Origin of the sequence: Geofilum rhodophaeum, from assembly GCF_002210225.1 — a bacterium.
GTDB classification, from domain to species: Bacteria; Bacteroidota; Bacteroidia; order Bacteroidales; family Marinilabiliaceae; genus Geofilum; species Geofilum rhodophaeum.
Genome location: NZ_MWUJ01000003.1, coordinates 230,776 through 248,024 on the forward strand (window position 1 = coordinate 230,776; position 17,249 = coordinate 248,024).

Here is a 17,249-nt window from a genome sequence, read left to right on the forward strand (position 1 = left end):
CGACTTTACAACAATTTAATAAGCGCTTCTTCAAAGGCCTCCAGGTGATAACGGTGCGACCAGTCCATCGCCGCACGGCACCTGTCGTAGTAATCTTGTGACTGCGCCAGCAGTCCCTGAATGGCTTCAGCGACCTGGTCGGGATCGGCCGACACCAGCACCCCTCGTTCAGCGGTGTTGAGCATCTGACGCACGCACGAAACTTCGGTGGTCAGTGGTAAACAAGCCCACCACATGGCCTCGGCCACCACCTTAGGCCAACCTTCCGAGCGCGACAAAAAAACCAGAAAATGAGCCGCACGAAAATATTCTTCCACCACTTCCGGCGCCTGCCGGCCGTGAAAGTGAACGACAGCAACCAAGCCCTTTTCCGCACAAAATTGCTCCAGGGCGACCCGTTGGCGACCGTCCCCAAACAAATCAAGACGGACCTCCAGACCTCTGCCCCTCAGCAGCTCCACAACCTTAATGGCGGTCAGAGGCCCCTTATTCGGCGTGAGTGTCCCTACAAAAATCAAACGCAAAGGCAACTCAGTTAACGAACGGGGCTCCAGGGGAAGGGCCTGCGTTTTGGAATAAGAGGCCGTAAAAAACGGAAGGATGTTTCGACTACTTTCGCCCCAATCGCCATAAACCATAACCTGCATGCGTCTCGACCAAAAGCGCGAACGCAAGAGCCGCTGTTGCAGTCGGTACGATCGGGGCTGACGACTGTTCCAGTCCCAGTTGTTGGCATACTTGGCCGTTTTTCGGGTAAAAGGAAAAAAAACCTGTACCAGAAGTCCCAACAAACCCATATTGGAGGGACAGCGCAGATGAATGTGACTGGCCCATGCCATGCCCTGCAAAAGACGATAAAGCACAAGGGGCAATTTCGAAAGAGAACTCAGTACGTCCTTTTTGTTGGTAAAGCACAGGGCCGGTACGGCGACAAACTCAAGATTGGGATGCGCATAAAAAGTCTCCAAAGCATCGGGTGGCTGCTGCGACAAAGGAGCTATAATGCGGACCCGGTCGACGTGGCGCAACCAAAGATTCATTTCACGCACATAAGGGGTATAACCGCCATAGCGTCCCTCACTGTGCACATGCACCACCGGCGAAACAATCAGAAATTTAAGCATCTTGACCTTCCCCGGCCTCCTCCTTCCCACGTGAAGCCACCCACATAAAGGCCGCTCCAAACACCACGCCGGGCAAAGCCAGGCGCATGGCCGCATGAAACATGGTGAACATACTCAACAAATAAAAAGCAACAAAGAAACATCGCGTCATGGGATCTCGATAGCGAAAAAAGAAGTACAGCGGCAAGCCCAACATGCCCACCAGCATAAAGATCAAGCCTACAACCCCGTGTTCGGACAAAAGTCGGGCAAACTCGGTGTGGGCCGCAGCTTCCGAGCCATAATACCGCGCCCGGTAAATGGCCCCCATTCCGTAACCCACCCCAAACCCAGGATGCTCGGTAAAGACTTTAATGTCGGCCGCAATGATCTTGTCTCTGCCCGTGAGCAAACTCCCTCCCGAACTGCGTTCGCCGGTCAAGGCCTCCGTTGTACTTAACCCCTGATACCGATACAACAAATAATTATTGGTCAGGTGATTGGCAAACAAAAACACCCCCACAAAAAATGCCAGTCCCACCAGCACCCAGGGCAAGGACTGCACCAATCGCCTACGAAACCCGTAGTACGAAAAGTAGAGCACCGCAACAGCTCCCAAAAGAGCCAGCACACTGCCCAGAACGCCGCCCCGCGAAAAGGTCAGCAGGGCCCGGAGCACCAAATAAAAAAGCATCAGCCAGTCGAGCCACTTAAAAGGTGTTATGGCCGCCCCATTGATTTTATAGAGCAAGGCCAGCAGAATGAACCAGCCCAGCACCGTACTCACCTGATTGGGTCCGAAACCACCCGAGGCTGCAGCGCTGGATTGCACACTGGTGAACTCGATGGTGGCCAGACTGGCTACGGTACTTAGGGCCATGATGATGGCGAAGGCCGGCAGAAAGGCCCATTTCAATTGGTGGAAAAAGGTTACAGCGGGTAAGCGGCGCCCGAAAAAATACAAGCCGGAGGCGATGAGACTCAAGGGCCCGGAGATGTTGAACATGATCATGTCCAGTCTGCGTTCCGGATCGCTGTGCTCGGTAAAAAAAATGGCCGGCAGCAACAACACCAGCAAAAAAATAAAAATCCAGGGAAAATACCTGCGGCCCCCTATGACCAAACCCGTAATCAACAAAATAATACTTGCGTACTTTCCCAACTCCCAGGAATAAGGTGCCCCGGCCATGCGGTACAGCATCTCGTACCCCACCAGGTAAAGGGCATAAAAACCCGCCCGGGCATCGCTGTCGAGCCGATACACCACATCCAGCCAAAAAAGCACAAAGAAAAGCGGATAAGCCAGCGCAACAATTCCCGGCGCATACTTTAACATGGACCCCAAGAACAAATGAAGGACAATCAAGGCCACATAGCCGCTTTTATAATCCAACAGTTTAATCACTTCAAAGAACGATAAAATTCAATATTCTTAGCAACAAGTCCCTCCAGTCCAAACATTGCCCGGGCATCTTGCTGGCCCTGCAAAGCCAACTCCTTCATCCGGTCGGGATGCTCAAAGGCATAAATAACCTGCTCCGCAATATCCAGAGGTTCGTAGGGATTACACAAGAGCCCGTTTTCTTTGTGGCGAATGGTCTCCGGACCGGGTCCCTCACGGGTAAAAAGCACCGCTTTGCCCATAAACATAGCCTCAGGGGCCACCAGTCCCTGGGTTTCCATGTGCGAAGGAAAAACGCAAAGCTCAGCTTGTTCGTAACGAGCAGGCATTTCGGACAGGGGAAGGGACCCATGAAAATGAAGGTGCTGCAGTATTTCCTCAGAAAATTGTTCCTTCAGCCACGCTGTGTAGGAACGCTTATCGGGAAAAAACCAATCGCGCCCGTACACATCGAGCTGCACCTCCGGAAACCGCGGAATAACGAGCTCGAGGGCCTGAATCAACTGACGTATACCCTTTTTCTCACACACCGTACCGGCAAAGACCAGGCGATGCTTTTGAGCCAGACCAGGGTCGGACTGCCGAAACAAATCCCCGTCGATGGGAATACGAATGGTGGCAAGCGGTCGCCCTTCGGTCGACAAGTACTTAGCTGTGTGTCGTTTTACATACTCCGAAACCGCAACAAAGGCATCGGCCCTGGCGTAGGAACGGCGCTCCAAAAAGCCCTTCCAGGCGTCGATGGGCCGCTGTTCCGATTCGGCAAAAAAGTGATGGCCCCCATGCATACGTACCACCTTAACGTAAGGGGTTTTGGCGGGCAACATAAACATAAGGGACTCAGTCGATTCAACCACATCAAGAGGCTGTATATCGTGCATCTCCCTCAACTTCCGCCTTATCCGCCAGGCATTCTCAGCAAAGCTGGCCTTTTTGAAAAGACGAGGTGCCGGTAAGCGGTAAATGTCCACCCCCCGATCCTGGAAATACTCCTCCTGTGGCCCTTTGCCGATGCCTACTACCGAGACACGGTGACCGGCACGTACCAGGGCACGGGCAATGGTTTGAATAAAACTGCCGATGCCCCCGGTTCCCCACAAGGGGTATTCGTAGGACAAATAGCAAATATTTAGTGTCTCCATAAGTGAGGAAAGTTTTCTTTAAACAGCGGTCATGATCCGGGCAATCCTTTCGGAAGCCTCCTCCAGTGGGTGCAGCGCCACCACCTTAAACCAGCGGGAGCGGACTTCGGCCGACGGCAGGGGGCCGTACAAGGCACGCCGCACACAGTCGGCGATCTCCGCCCTGCTGTTGAGCCAAACCACACAATCGCGGGTAGGCATGCTTCTGAAATGCTGGTATTGATTATTGACAACGGCCGACCAATGGGTAATGGCGGGCTGATCGTAATTGATGTAAATGGCCGGTTTGTCGTACACCGCAAAATCGTGTGCCATGGTCGACCCTACATTGATTACCGCGTCGGCGTGCAAGGCCACATTAACCAAAAGCCGGATATCATCCAGCGTCGGCACATTAAAATCCCAGCCCCCCCGGTATTTTTTCCAAAGCGGATCGGAGACTTTAATGAGGTCGGGGTAGCGTGCTACCACAGGTTTAAAGCGGCCCGACAAATCTACGGGACAGCGGCGAAGAAGAATCTGGGGCCTTTCCGCTTCCGGCATCTGCATCAGTGCCTCTGCCAGGTCGGACAAATACAGTTCGTCGCAGGGGAAAGTCATATCGTTGCCCGAAAAACACAGCACCTTTTTATTGGGGTCGAGGCCCCATTCGGCAAAAAAATCCCCCCGCTCCTGACGCAGCGAAGGGTTAAAATAAAACTCAAACTGGGGCGTTCCGGTGACAAAGAGGCGGGTCTCGGCAATCTCGGGATAGTAAGTCGCCATCTCCTGCTTCATAAATTCGGACCACAGCACATAACGATCGGTCCGCACCAGCAAACGCGCCTTGGGCAGATTGTCCCAGGAATAGACAGCCCCCAGGGTTGGAATCTCCAGCGAACGCGCAGCCTCTACCACCACCGAACCGTCGAGCGAGCGCTGGTGCGTACTGAACAGCACATCGGGTTGCAGTTGACGCAGCACGCTTTGCTGCTCCTTAAAATAGGCGGTACTGCGCAAGTGTTTTCGGTAACGCTTTTCCAATCGCACTATGCGCCGGTACCTCAAAGAGGCCCACCAGCCCACCAAGGCTGCCAGTGCAAAAAAGAGGCGGGTTAACCAGGCGTATTGTTTGCGGGTCCAGTTGATCATGATGGTGGAATTATCCACCTTGCGGGTGTTGTAGCGCAAGCGCGCATAGGTGATGCTCTCCTTGAGCAATTTCCCCCAAAACGCTTCGCGATAAGTCGTCATGGCTACATGCCTGATCTCTTTTTGGTGAACTTGCTGCACCTCCTGCACCACCTCGGGGGGCAAAACGGTCAACAATATAAGCTCGGCATCCTTAGGAAGCCGGTCGATGAGACTGCTGTACAAATAATTGCGCAGGCCTACCCCGTCGGGTACCAAAAAACAAATCCGCATAAATCCTTAGTATTTTAGCTGCTTAAGTCCTTCCGGCCAAAATGGCCTCCACATACTCCCGCACCACGCCTTCACCCCCTTTTTTGGTGAAAACCCGAATACCGGGAATGGCTTTTACCTTGTCTACCGCATCGGCGGGACAGGCCGGGAAACCCACCCGGGAAAGTAATTCGAGGCAATTCACATCGTCGCCGATGTAGGCCACCTGCGACAGATCCAAACCCTCCTTTTCACAAATATCCAGGGCTGCCGCCAGCTTTCCGCCGTGTTTTTTGCCCTGGTAAAGATGATCGAGGCCCAGCTTTTTAAAGCGGCGGTCGACCATCCGCGTATCCTCCGAAGTCACGATGCCGGTCTTAATGCCCTGGGCCTTCAAAAGCTGCAAGCCCATCCCGTCGCGGGTATTGAACTTCTTGAGCTCATCGCCCTCCTCGGAGTAGTACATGCCCGCATCGGTCAGCACCCCATCCACATCGGTCAGAAAGAGCCGTATTTGAGCATAATCGGGCAAAAGTTGCGGTTGATGCTTGCGCATCAACTGCTCGGCCATCAGCCAATCGTCCTCCTCATCCATCTCAATGGCCGTATATTCAGGCATTTCAAACAAACCAATATGCCCCGAAATGCGCAGTCCCGAAGCTCGAATGGCGGCAATGGTACTCACATAAAAGGCACCATTTTCCATCCATTCGCCATCAAAGTCCTGCCGCCGGGGACGCTGTCTGTAATCGTAGTTTTTAGATTGACCGTCGGCCGTCCAAAAAAAACGTTTGAAACGCACACAGGAAAGCAGACTGTCGAAGCCGCCTTCGGAAAAGTGTTGCAGGGCCCCGGAGAAATCTTCGCGACGGGTAAGCGGCGAAGTGGCCTGGGCAAGGACAAACACATCCTTGTTGGTCCACCTGCTTCCGTCGCGGTCCAGATAGTCAAACATGGCTGTTTCGGTGGACGCGGTATCGCTGGCACTTTCAGCAGAGCGGTCGAACAAGAGCACCTTACTGAAGGCAAACCCTTTCACCACCTCACGAATTTGGGGACTGTCGGTAGCCACCACCACGTGGTCCACTTCCGGCGCTTCTTCCAAAGCTTTCAGATTCCAATAAATGAGGGGACGACCGCAAAAATTGCGGATGTTTTTCAGGGGAATGGATTTACTGCCTCCACGTACGGGTACAAATGCGACTACTGCCATTTCAATTGATTCTTTTTAAGTTTGTTACGTTGCACTTCTTCTATGGCAAGAATGTCGTCCGTTTTGTAAGTAAGGGCTTTGGAAACTGCACGACAATCGCGGGTCAGTCGCCGCAGTCCGTCGGGCTCCAAAGAAGCCGCATGATCGGTACCCTTCCAGGTCCTGTCGAGGGTATAATGCCGCTCTATCCACTCGGCACCCAGGGTCATGGCCGCCACATCCACGGCAATACCCAAATGATGGCCCGAAAACCCGATGGCCTTCACCCGGTGTCCAAACTGTTCCTTAAGTCGATGAATTTCGTAGAGACAAACATCCTCAAAGGGAACCGGATAGCCCGAAGTACAGCTGTAAATAACCAGGTCCTTGCTGCGACCGGCCGCCTCAAACAACTGCACCACCTGCTCTTCCTCCTCACGTCGGGTCATGCCAAACGAAACGTGCACTTCTCCGCCATAGTTTTCACAAAGGTACAAAAGCAGGGCCTTATTCTGGTTGCAGGCCGAGGGAATCTTTATAAGGGCGGGATTCAACGCAGCAATTTCCCGCGCCGAACTCACATCCCAAACCGAAGTGGAATACTCCAGTCCATACTCCTCACACCAGGCTTTCAACTGCCGGTGTTGGTCCACATCAAACTCCAAAAACTCCCGGTGCTCGCCATAGGTCTTCCCATATGCATTTATGGGATTGGGGTGGGGCGAATGGTACTCCTCCTCACTCAACAACTCCCGGTTGTTGCGCTTCTGAAACTTCACCACATCCACTTTGCAAAAAATGGCTGCCGTAACAATCATTTCACGGGCAATTTCCATACTCCCCTTGTGGTTGCAGCCTATTTCAGCGATAATCTTGGGTGCCTGCATAAGTCAAATATTTATTCGTTTATAATGGTTTCTTTTTTACAGCCAGCGCCATTTGCGACCGGCGCGCAGCAAAAGTCGGTTGAGCGGAAGCAGTCGGCGTAAGGCGGCGGGGCAAAACGAGCGACGAAGTGCCGGCCATTCTGCCGTCTCTGCCGGAGTAAGGGCCCGGGCATACCAGTCGAGCGCCGCCTGCGGCACGGTATTGCCCAAATGATAGGCCCACAAGTCGGGCGTGGAAACACGAAGGTAGCCCGCTTTTTCTGCCGCCACATCGAGGTACTCGTGCTCATAGCCGTTTTTGAATACCCAGGGCACTTTATCCTGGTTAAATTGCTGCACCACCTCGCGCCGAAAGGTAGCCAGGGCATGTACCGCCCCCAAAACCACGGTATGCCCATCCCGCCGCAACACGTACTGCTGCTGCCGCCAGCTAAGACCACGCTTAATGCCGGGGCGACTGTACAAACCCGACTCCGGGGAGTGCCCCAGTCCCTGCTCAAACAAGTTCACGTCCTCATCGGACAGCACCTTGCCGGTCTGCCGGGCCGCCCACACCAAATGACTGTTGTAAAAATATGTCAGGTGCGCAGCGGGAAAGGGACTCACCATCCCTGCGCGCGGGAAACGTTGAAACACGCGGGCCACCGCCTGCTCCCAACCCGGCAAAAACAAAAAATCGGCATCGGCCAGGGTCAGATAATCTTCCTGCGCAGCACGCGCCTCGGCCAGCAAGGGATCCAGTTTGCCCCGGTTCTCGGCACAGAGCACGTACTTGTCGATGAGTCCCGCCTGCACAAAGGACTCCGCCACCGCAGTTGCCTCGGCACAGGAATGGTTGTTGATGAGGGTGATGGCGCTTTGCTCCCGATCGATTGAGCGCGTCAGAGAATCGAGACAATAACGCAACACCTCCGGCTGTCCTTTAAAGTAAGGCTCCTCTGCATTGGGAATCCAAAAGGGCAGAATGATCCGATGCACCTTGTGCGACAAGGGCTTCAGTACACTTTTCAAAGGATGCTCGCCTTCACGCATGTTGCAGGTTCAGTGACTGCCTGAGCAGTTCCATATTTTTTCCGGCCAGACGACGTGCCAAGCCCGGTACCACCAAAAAGCCGGGATACATTAAAATACAAGCCCAAAGGGCAGGCAGGAGCATCAACCAGGATCGGATGCCCGTAATTTGCATGCGCAACAACTTGGCTCTCATTAGTTTCCTCCTCTTAAAACTCTTGCAACTCAACCATCTTTCTGAAGCGTGGCGAACGCTCCTGTAGGGTCTCAAAAGTACCCGAAGCTGCGATCCCTCCATTATCGAGTAAATAAATTTCATCGGCTTTTCGCACGGTAGAAAGCCGGTGAGCGATAATCACAATGGTGTACTTGCCCTTCAGGGCATTGATGTTGCCCTGAATGATGCGCTCATTCTCTGTATCCAGGGCAGAGGTCGCCTCATCCATCAGCAAGAGCGAGCAATCGCGGTACAATTCCCGGGCAATGGAAATACGTTGCTTTTGTCCCCCGGAAATCAAAACCCCATTGTCACCCAGCATCGCATCCTCCCTATTCGGCATATCCCCGATGGTAGCGGTGAGTGCAGTTTTTTCCATCACCTCCCAAAACTTTTGCAGGTTTTCGGGCGTCTTCTCTGCCCCAAAAGTCACGTTATTAAAAACGGTATCGTTAAACATCACCGGCTCCTGAGTAATGTAGCCAATCTTGCGTCGCAGGCTCCGCACCTTGTCGTTGCCCAAAGGCACCCCGTCGATGAGCAGTTGGCCTTCCTGTGGCAACAACAAACCCGCCAGCATATTCACCAAAGTGGTTTTCCCCGAGCCACTTTCACCGACAAAGGCGACTGTTTTGTTTTTGGCAATACAAAGCGAAATGCCGTTGAGCACCTTGCGATCGGGCGCCCCGGGATAGGCAAAAACCACCTTTTCAAAACGCAAATCTTTTTGGAGCGGGGGCAATTCCGTTTGTTCCCGGCATTCGGCCTTAGCTTCAAACTCCTCGTAAAGCTCACTCACCGTTTTAATGCCTCCGGAACTGACCAGAAAAGTCTGCCAGGAGCTTTGCAGGGAGAGCAGGCTCACCAAAGAACGGTAGAAAAACATCAAAATCAAGGCAATACTGAACATCGACACTTCAAAAACCACCACCTGGACAAAAATCACGCCTGCCACAATGGCGATGGTTACGGGCTCGCGCAAGGAGCCCGAAATCGCATTCAGTTTACCCATTTTCATAGTCAGATCTTCCACCTCATTAACAAGGCCCTCCAGCTTTTGTCTGTAGCGGGAAATCAAATCAGTGGCTTTCAGGTATTTAAAATTCCACACCGACTCCAGCACTTTCGATTGCAGTCCGTTACCAATATAGGATTGCATCAACGAAGAAGTTTCTACCTTCTTGTTGATGTATTTGTAGACGATGCCACTTAGGAGTCCCGCCACAGTAGTCAACAAAGCAAAGCGAAAATCGGCCAGAAAGGCCAAAGCCAGATAGCCCAAAAGGGTTATCAAGGCCTGCAAGGTGCTGAGATAAGCCAACAAAGCACTTCCTGTCTTTCCAATTTCTCCGGTAACCACATTCTGAATGCGCCCCAGATCAATATTAACAAAGGCAGGGTAACTGATGTTGCATAGTCCGTTGATCAATTGCATCCGCACCCGCTTCATAAACCGCACCCTGATCTGCACCGAAAAGAAATAGTTCACAAAAGTTATCAGGCCCTTAAAGGAAAACATAGCAATCATAAACAGGAGAATGGTGCCAACGGTTATACTGAGTCCCAACCGGGTATAGCCCTCGACAACAAAACTGAGCTTACCCAAATCAGCCGTAGCGGGGTTGCCTGATTCTGCGACCTGAAAAAGGGGGATAAACAGGGCCAGACCTATGCCATCGAGCAGGGCGACAAAAGCACTTAAAGCCAAAAGCACCGGAATACGCCAACGCAAGCGCTGGTAGTAAAAGAGAAAGTATTGGACGGCACTTAAAGAACGAAAGTAAGCCAGCATATAAATTAGTCATTAATGGGTTAAGTGAATCGCAAATCGGCATGGCTCCGCCTCCCTCAGTCCCATCAACAGAGGCAGGTTTTACCTTTGAAACATCAGCTAAGTTAGCACTCAAGCGCCTAACTTTTTTTAAATTATGATTAACCCGTGGAATCCTTTGCCAAAGATGAATTTTCACACGACGAACGAAAACCTGTTTAAATATTGGGCTTATTTAGTCTACAAAAGACCTGATTATCATATATCAGTAAAAATGTTTGCTTGGTCGACAACCATCCAACACCGGTCAAAAAGCAAAACGGAGCTATGAACAAATCACCTATCTTGGCTCAGTGCCTTCGACCCCAACCCTACGCTAAACCCTAAGATATATGAACATAGATAAACAACGCATTAAAGTAGCCATCGCAGGAACGGGTTGCGTGGGAAGAGGCCTGGCCTTGCTCCTGAGCAAATTGCCCGACTTTGAACTAACGGGCATTCTTACGCGCCGTAAGGGCCCCATCAGCGATTTGCTGGTCAATCAGGCCCTGGTGACCAATAATGCCCACCAAGTGATGGAGGGAACCGACGTTTTGGTGGTCAGCACCGGTGATGTGGTTTATTCCACCGAAATCATCCGTTTGGCCTTCAGCTATAAGCTCCCCGTAGTAACCATGGATGCCGACACCCAAATTGTAAGCGGCTCGTGGCTGTCTAAGCAGGGCCGACTGACCGAAGCAGAGGGCGATCAGCCCGGCTGTCTGGCGGCACTAAAAGAGGAAGTTACGGCCATGGGCTTCCAGCCCTTGGTTTTGGGCAACATCAAAGGCTTTCTGAACCAAAACCCGACCATGGAAGAAATGTCCTTTTGGTCGAAGAAACAAGGCTTTTCCTTACACAGTGTGACTTCATTTACCGACGGCACCAAGCTGCAAACCGAACAGTGCCTGGTGGCCAACGGACTGGGCGCCGATATACTAAAGCAGGGACTCACCGGCGAACGGATCGACGACTTGCAAACGGGCGCGTTTCGCCTGGCTGAACAGGCCAGTGCTGCCGGCAAAATCATCAGCGATTACATCATTTCCCCAACGGCCCCTCCCGGGGTGTTTATTGTAGCCGAACACGACCCGGCTCTGGCTGGCGGATTAAAGGCCTACAAAATGGGCGACGGACCCTATTACCTGCATTACAAGCCCTACCACCTCTGTTACTTTGAAGTACCCAAAACCATTCGCCGCTTCGTCCACGAGCAACGGGGACTTCTAGACAATGGCAGCACACCGCACACAGGCGTTGCTGCTGTAGCCAAAAGAGACTTGCAAGCGGGCAGTTTCATTGATACGGGGATTGGCTCGCTCATGGTACGTGGCGAAGCGGTGGAGTTATCGGCACTGCCCAATATGGTACCAATCGGCCTCCTGAATCAGGCCTGGCTTAAAAAGAAGGTGGAAGCGGGACAAGTACTGACTTTCGACGATGTGGAAATTCCGGAGAGTACGGCGCTCACTGCCTGGGAGGAGACCGTGACGCAGCACAAAACCATTTAAGGGGACTTAATAGTTGAAATCCTCCTGTTTGGCCACGAACATTTCATCCAAGTCCGAGTGATGAAACATCCCCCATGGAAATCCGTCATAGAAGCACTCCAATCGACAGTATTGACCTCTGTAGTCAGAATCTTTTCAGACAAAGTTAAGCTTTAATCGGTTTGGCACGCAAACGCCTCAACAACCAAAGCAAGGGATTGAGCAAATTCTGGGGGAAGCACAAAAAATTGGTGGTAGCGCCATATACCCAACGCCTTTGTCCCCCGCGGGCTTCCTTACTTCTTTCCAATCCGGCAGAGCCGGCATCTCCGGTGGCTCCCCCCAAATTGTAAGCACTGTAGCGCTGCAAGCGGTAACTTTCTATGAGCTGATAGTCGGCCAGTCCCGCCAAACCAAAACGGTAAGCCGCACTGTCCGACCCCACCAACAGATTAAAAGCGCGGCCCTCCCGCTCCAGATTAAACAAAATACAATTGGGAGTCGGTGCTCCGGGAAGCTCCACTTTATAATAGCGTCCAGCACCTTCTTTGTAGAGTCTTTCCAGACTCTTGCTGTTCAATAGCGGCAAATAAAAAGGATTGTAGGCCTCCCCGTATTTTGAGCTCCTCTTTTCAAGGGTGGCGCCCAATAAGACCTCCAAGCCGCCCTGCAAATCCTCTCCTTCTGCGAGCATAAAATGCGCCTCTTTTTTCAGCGCCTTTTTCACATTGCGCCTGAAGTTGGTACTGAAATCCGGACCTTCGCCATTTAGGGGGACAACAAACTCACAACGTTTGTTGACAAACCAGCCTTTAACGCGCGGGGCCATGCCGTGTTGCTGATCGTAAGAGGCCATAACCAGGCGCTGGATGCCCTTGCTGCGCGCATAGGCAAGCAGGGCAGCACAACAGTCATCCAGCAAATCCTGCCGGGTTTCCCCTAAAGCAGGGGAGGCATAAAACAACAAACTGCGCCCTTTGAGCCACCCATTCTGCTGCAGCACTCCGGAAACCTTAGCCACAACGGTCTCGCCCTGAACAAAATCAAGAAAAACACTGCTTGCCTGCGTTCCGGCCATTGCCCGGACCCATTCCGGAGTAAGGAAAAGACTGAAAGCAAAAGCGTTCAGGTTTCTTTCCCATATTTCGGGTCGGACAGCGACAACTCTGAGGGGGCTGATTTTTCCTTCGGTAGCATTCTTCATCAAAGCACTAAGAAAAATTAAATAAACGAATAATGCTTCGGCCGATATTCAGCACGGGATGATCGGGGAGTTTCTTGCTCAGCATAATGCACAATGCCCATGCCGTTTTCAAGTAAGTTCGTTAAGGTAGAGCGATTAAAAATAAGCAGACACATTGGATCGTAAGCGTGGCCGTATCTCTCCTTCCTTATCAGGCGGATATCGTCCATATCCTGCTTCCAATCGGACAGGTCAACTTGCTGAATATTGAACGAGGCATTAGTGGGCATAATCAAGGACAGTTTCCTGCAAGATAAAAGGAATGCCCTTAGCTCCTTAATATTTTACACAACCGGCCCCAATTTGTTTACAAACAGCCCAAAAACGCCAACAGGCCGTTTTAAGATCAAGTATTTGGAAAGCGTCCGTAAACCAAAGCTACTTGGGCAAGCGAATTCGATAATCTGTGTGCACCTTACCAACGGTTATGGCATTGAGCTTGCCTTTGATCAACCGCTTACGCAGGGGCGACAGGTAATCGACAAACAACTTACCTTCGATGTGATCGTACTCGTGCTGCACTATGCGTGCCGCAAAACCTTCCAGGACCTCCTCCTGGGGCTGGAAATTTTCGTCCAGATATTTAATGCGGATACGGTGCGACCGTGGAACTTCTTCACGAATGCCGGGGATACTCAGGCAACCTTCAGAATCCCATTCCTTATCGGGTCCGTACTCCAATATTTCGGCGTTGATAAAAGTCTTCTTGAATCCTTCCAGCTCGGGAAACTCATCGGCCATGGGACTGCCATCGATCACAAAGAGGCGAATGGCGAGACCTATTTGCGGTGCCGCCAGTCCCACTCCGTCGGAATGGTACATGGTTTCCCACATGTTTTTGTGCAATTCTTCAAAACCCTCGTAATCGGGCCCAATTTCGGCACCTACTTTACGCAGCACCGGGTGACCATATACATATATCGGTAACAACATGGTAAAAAAATTAATTCTTTTCTCCTCTTCGCTTTAACGCCCCAAACTTTGGGTCTCCATCCAGGACTGTAAGATAATGGTGGCACTGATTTTATCTACCATCGCCTTGTCCTGTCTGGCCTTTCGTCCCAATCCCCCGTCAATCATCGTCTGAAAGGCCAGGCGACTGGTAAAGCGTTCGTCCACCCATTCAACAGTCAGGTGCGGAAACTTGTTCTTAAGACTATTGACAAAAGGGCGTATGTGGGCCATGGATTCGCTGTCGCTTCCGTCACTCTGGCGGGCATAGCCCACTACAAACAAATCGACTACTTCTTGCGACAAATAACGCTGAATATAGGGCAGCGCCTCATGAAACAACAAGGTGGTGAGCCCATTGGCGATCAGGCGTGAGGGATCGGTTACCGCCACGCCAATTCTTTTTTTCCCCACATCAAAAGCCATTACTCTGCCCACTGGTCCTTCGCTTTAAGACACTGATTCTAACTGAAAACAAAACACAAAGGTAAGGAAAATACCCCAAAAGCAGCTGCAGGCATCCGGCAATTTCCAGATACGGACTTCCAGGGACCCAAAACTTACGACCATCACCGCGTCGAAAAAAGGGCGCCCTCCGACCGGAAGACGCCCTCTCTCTCAAAAAGAAACACAATAAAACACTGTCTTATTCAATGGCTGCCTGAGCTGCAGCCAGACGGGCAATAGGCACCCGGTAGGGCGAACAACTGACGTAGTTCATCCCTACACGGTGACAAAACTTGACCGAACTGGGTTCGCCCCCATGCTCGCCACAAATACCCACCTTCAAATCGGGTTTAACGGAACGTCCCTTTTGGGTGCCCATTTGTACCAGTTGGCCCACACCTTCCTGGTCCAACACCTGAAAAGGATCGTGCTTCAAAATCCCCTTATCCAAATAGATGGGCAGGAAGGTGCCAATATCGTCGCGCGAATAACCAAAGGTCATCTGCGTTAGGTCATTGGTTCCAAAAGAAAAGAAGTCTGCTTCGGCGGCCACCAAATCAGCGGTAAGGGCGGCACGTGGAATCTCTATCATGGTGCCCAGCAGGTAGTCGATTTTGTCGCCCCGCTCTTCAAAAACTTTATTGGCGGTACCCCTAATAATGCCGGCCTGCATGTCAAATTCCTTCACGGTTCCAATCAAAGGCACCATGATTTCAGGACGGGCATCGATGCCCTTGGCCTTCAAATTCAGGGCCGCCTCAATGATGGCGCGGGTCTGCATTTCCGTAATTTCAGGGAAGGTATTGCCCAAACGACAACCGCGGTGTCCCAACATGGGGTTAAATTCTTCCAGAGAATCGACCTTGGCTTTGATCACATCGACCGAAACCCCCATTTCCTCTGCCAGCTCACGCTGGGTAGCCAATTGGTGGGGCACAAACTCGTGCAAAGGCGGATCCAGCAAACGTATGGTTACCCCGTAACCGGCCATGGCTTCAAAAATGCCTTCAAAATCTTCCCGCTGATAGGGCAAAAGTTTGTTGAGGGCACGCTTGCGGCCATCAACGGTGGAAGCCAAAATCATTTCGCGTATGGCTTTGATGCGGTGCCCCTCAAAGAACATGTGTTCGGTGCGACAAAGGCCTATGCCTTTGGCGCCAAATTCTTTGGCAATTTGGGCATCCTTGGGCGAATCGGCGTTGGTGCGGACATCCATCTTGGTGAACTTGGCGGCAAGGTCCATGATTAATCCAAAATCGCCACTCATATCGGGCTTACGGGTCAACACTTCTCCTTCATAAACCTCCCCGGTACTGCCGTTGAGTGAAATCCACTCGCCTTCTTTATACACCTTCCCTTCGATGGTCATGGTACGGGCACGGTAATCTACTTTTACACCGCCGGCACCCGATACACAGCATTTACCCATACCTCGGGCAACCACAGCTGCGTGGGAGGTCATGCCACCGCGGGCAGTCAAAATACCACGTGCAATATTCATACCTTCCAAATCTTCGGGAGAGGTTTCTATCCGCACCAAAATACTCTGGGGAAACTTAGCCGCCTCATCGGCAAAGAAAACGATTTGACCGGTTGCTGCCCCGGGGGATGCAGGCAAACCTTTGGCCAACACTTTGGCCGAACGTACGGCAATGCTGTCGAACACCGGGTGCAACAACTCATCCAACTTATTGGGCTCCAAACGCAGGAGCGCTGTCTTTTCATCAATCTTGCCTTCACGCAACAAATCCATAGCAATCTTTACCATGGCGGCAGCGGTACGCTTACCACTCCGGGTTTGCAGGATCCACAGCTTGCCCGACTGGATGGTGAACTCCATGTCCTGCATGTCCTTATAATGCTCCTCAAGCTTTTGCTGAACCGCATCCAGTTCTTTATACAGCTCAGGCATAGTCTCCTCCAGGGAGGGATACCTGGACTTTCGCTCTTCTTCCGAAACACCCTGAAATTCAGCCCAAATGCGACTGCCGACAACATTAATATTCTGCGGTGTACGGGTGCCGGCTACCACGTCCTCACCCTGAGCGTTGATCAGGTATTCGCCATTAAAAACATCTTCTCCTGTAGCGGCATCACGTGTGAAGGCCACACCAGTAGCAGAAGTTTCGCCCATATTCCCAAACACCATAGCCTGCACATTTACGGCAGTACCCCACTCATCAGGAATATTGTTCAGACGACGGTAATAATTGGCTCTGGGATTGGTCCAGCTGTCGAACACCGCCATAACAGCCCCCCAAAGCTGCTCCCATGCGCAGGTTGGGAAATCCTTCCCGGTCTGCTTTTTCACGGCTGCCTTAAAACGCTTTACCAAGTCCTTTAAATCATCAACGGTAAATTCGGTATCGAGCTCGATGCCTTTTGCGTGTTTACGTTCCTCCATGATTTCTTCGAAAGGATCAATGTCCTCCTTGGTTTCGGGTTTCAAACCCAAAACCACATCCCCGTACATTTGCACAAAACGACGGTAAGAATCCCAGGCAAACCAGGCGTTGCCCGATTTGGCAGCAATACCTTCCACAGCCTCGTCGTTCAGCCCCAAATTCAGGATGGTGTCCATCATTCCGGGCATTGACGCTCTGGCACCTGAGCGAACCGAAACCAAAAGGGGATTCTTAGCATCACCAAATTTAGTACCCGTCAGCTGCTCAACATTGGCAATGGCTGCTTCCACCTCCGGCTTCAACAACGCCACCACCTGGTCTCTGCCCAGCTGATTGTATTCGGTACACACCTCGGTAGTAATGGTGAATCCCGGGGGTACTGGCACCCCAATAAGGTTCATTTCGGCCAGGTTGGCACCCTTGCCTCCAAGCAGATTCCTCATGTCTGCTTTTCCTTCGGCTTTACCGTTACCGAAGGTGTAAACACGCTTCTTGCTCATAACTGTTGGTTTTACAGAGTTAAAATCCTTGCTTCATTACAAATAAACTGATTTTTTTCGACT

Annotated in this window: 14 protein-coding genes; 1 reads left to right on the forward strand and 13 read right to left on the reverse strand. The window is 51.7% G+C overall.

Features of this window, described 5'->3' with window-relative positions:
* Nucleotides 1–5: 5 nt before the first annotated feature.
* From B4W65_RS04875 to B4W65_RS04915, 9 genes are read right to left on the reverse strand one after another with little or no spacing between them, the layout of a single operon-like run.
* Entirely contained in the window at nucleotides 6–1,124 is a 1,119-nt protein-coding gene (locus tag B4W65_RS04875) for a glycosyltransferase family 4 protein (RefSeq protein WP_158522777.1), read from the reverse strand.
* Entirely contained in the window at nucleotides 1,117–2,508 is a 1,392-nt protein-coding gene (locus B4W65_RS04880) for an O-antigen ligase family protein (RefSeq protein ID WP_088653993.1), read from the reverse strand. The genes B4W65_RS04875 and B4W65_RS04880 overlap by 8 nt, the downstream gene beginning before the upstream one ends.
* Nucleotides 2,505–3,647: a glycosyltransferase family 4 protein gene (locus tag B4W65_RS04885; protein ID WP_088653994.1), complete on the reverse strand. Its 1,143-nt coding sequence runs from the start codon at nucleotides 3,645–3,647 to the stop codon at nucleotides 2,505–2,507. The genes B4W65_RS04880 and B4W65_RS04885 overlap by 4 nt, the downstream gene beginning before the upstream one ends.
* An 18-nt stretch (nucleotides 3,648–3,665) precedes the next feature.
* Nucleotides 3,666–5,051: a hypothetical protein gene (locus B4W65_RS04890; RefSeq protein ID WP_088653995.1), complete on the reverse strand. Its 1,386-nt coding sequence runs from the start codon at nucleotides 5,049–5,051 to the stop codon at nucleotides 3,666–3,668.
* 22 nt (nucleotides 5,052–5,073) lie between these two features.
* Entirely contained in the window at nucleotides 5,074–6,243 is a 1,170-nt protein-coding gene (locus tag B4W65_RS04895; RefSeq protein WP_088653996.1) for an acylneuraminate cytidylyltransferase, read from the reverse strand.
* The gene (locus B4W65_RS04900) at nucleotides 6,234–7,109 is read right to left on the reverse strand and encodes an N-acetylneuraminate synthase family protein (RefSeq protein ID WP_088653997.1); all 876 of its coding nucleotides are present in this window, start codon (nucleotides 7,107–7,109) and stop codon (nucleotides 6,234–6,236) included. Before B4W65_RS04900 ends, B4W65_RS04895 begins: the two co-directional genes overlap by 10 nt.
* A 36-nt stretch (nucleotides 7,110–7,145) precedes the next feature.
* On the reverse strand, nucleotides 7,146–8,141 hold the full coding sequence (locus B4W65_RS04905) for a glycosyltransferase family A protein (protein ID WP_088653998.1): 996 nt from the start codon (nucleotides 8,139–8,141) through the stop codon (nucleotides 7,146–7,148).
* Nucleotides 8,134–8,316, reverse strand: coding sequence for a hypothetical protein (locus tag B4W65_RS04910; protein ID WP_088653999.1), 183 nt, complete (start codon nucleotides 8,314–8,316; stop codon nucleotides 8,134–8,136). The genes B4W65_RS04905 and B4W65_RS04910 overlap by 8 nt, the downstream gene beginning before the upstream one ends.
* Nucleotides 8,317–8,329: 13 nt before the next feature.
* Complete coding sequence (locus B4W65_RS04915; RefSeq protein WP_088654000.1) at nucleotides 8,330–10,129, reverse strand: ABC transporter ATP-binding protein; 1,800 nt, start codon at nucleotides 10,127–10,129, stop codon at nucleotides 8,330–8,332.
* Between the two features lie 371 nt (nucleotides 10,130–10,500).
* Here B4W65_RS04915 and B4W65_RS04920 point away from each other — a divergent pair, with 371 nt between their 5' ends.
* Nucleotides 10,501–11,661 (forward strand): NAD(P)-dependent oxidoreductase, encoded by a 1,161-nt coding sequence (locus B4W65_RS04920; RefSeq protein WP_088654001.1) that lies wholly within the window; start codon nucleotides 10,501–10,503, stop codon nucleotides 11,659–11,661.
* A 145-nt stretch (nucleotides 11,662–11,806) separates the two neighbouring features.
* Here the strand turns inward: B4W65_RS04920 and B4W65_RS04925 are convergent, their stop codons facing one another.
* From B4W65_RS04925 to ppdK, 4 genes are all read right to left on the reverse strand, one after another.
* The gene (locus B4W65_RS04925) at nucleotides 11,807–12,844 is read right to left on the reverse strand and encodes a GNAT family protein (protein ID WP_088654002.1); all 1,038 of its coding nucleotides are present in this window, start codon (nucleotides 12,842–12,844) and stop codon (nucleotides 11,807–11,809) included.
* Nucleotides 12,845–13,261: 417 nt separating this feature from the next.
* Nucleotides 13,262–13,816 (reverse strand): peptide deformylase, encoded by a 555-nt coding sequence (gene def, locus B4W65_RS04935; protein WP_088654004.1) that lies wholly within the window; start codon nucleotides 13,814–13,816, stop codon nucleotides 13,262–13,264.
* A gap of 33 nt (nucleotides 13,817–13,849) precedes the next feature.
* Nucleotides 13,850–14,272 carry a Holliday junction resolvase RuvX gene (gene ruvX, locus B4W65_RS04940; protein ID WP_088654005.1) on the reverse strand — a complete coding sequence of 141 codons (423 nt, stop codon included), beginning with the start codon at nucleotides 14,270–14,272 and terminating at the stop codon, nucleotides 13,850–13,852.
* Between the two features lie 208 nt (nucleotides 14,273–14,480).
* Complete coding sequence (gene ppdK / locus B4W65_RS04945) at nucleotides 14,481–17,186, reverse strand: pyruvate, phosphate dikinase (RefSeq protein WP_088654006.1); 2,706 nt, start codon at nucleotides 17,184–17,186, stop codon at nucleotides 14,481–14,483.
* Nucleotides 17,187–17,249 lie beyond the last annotated feature (63 nt).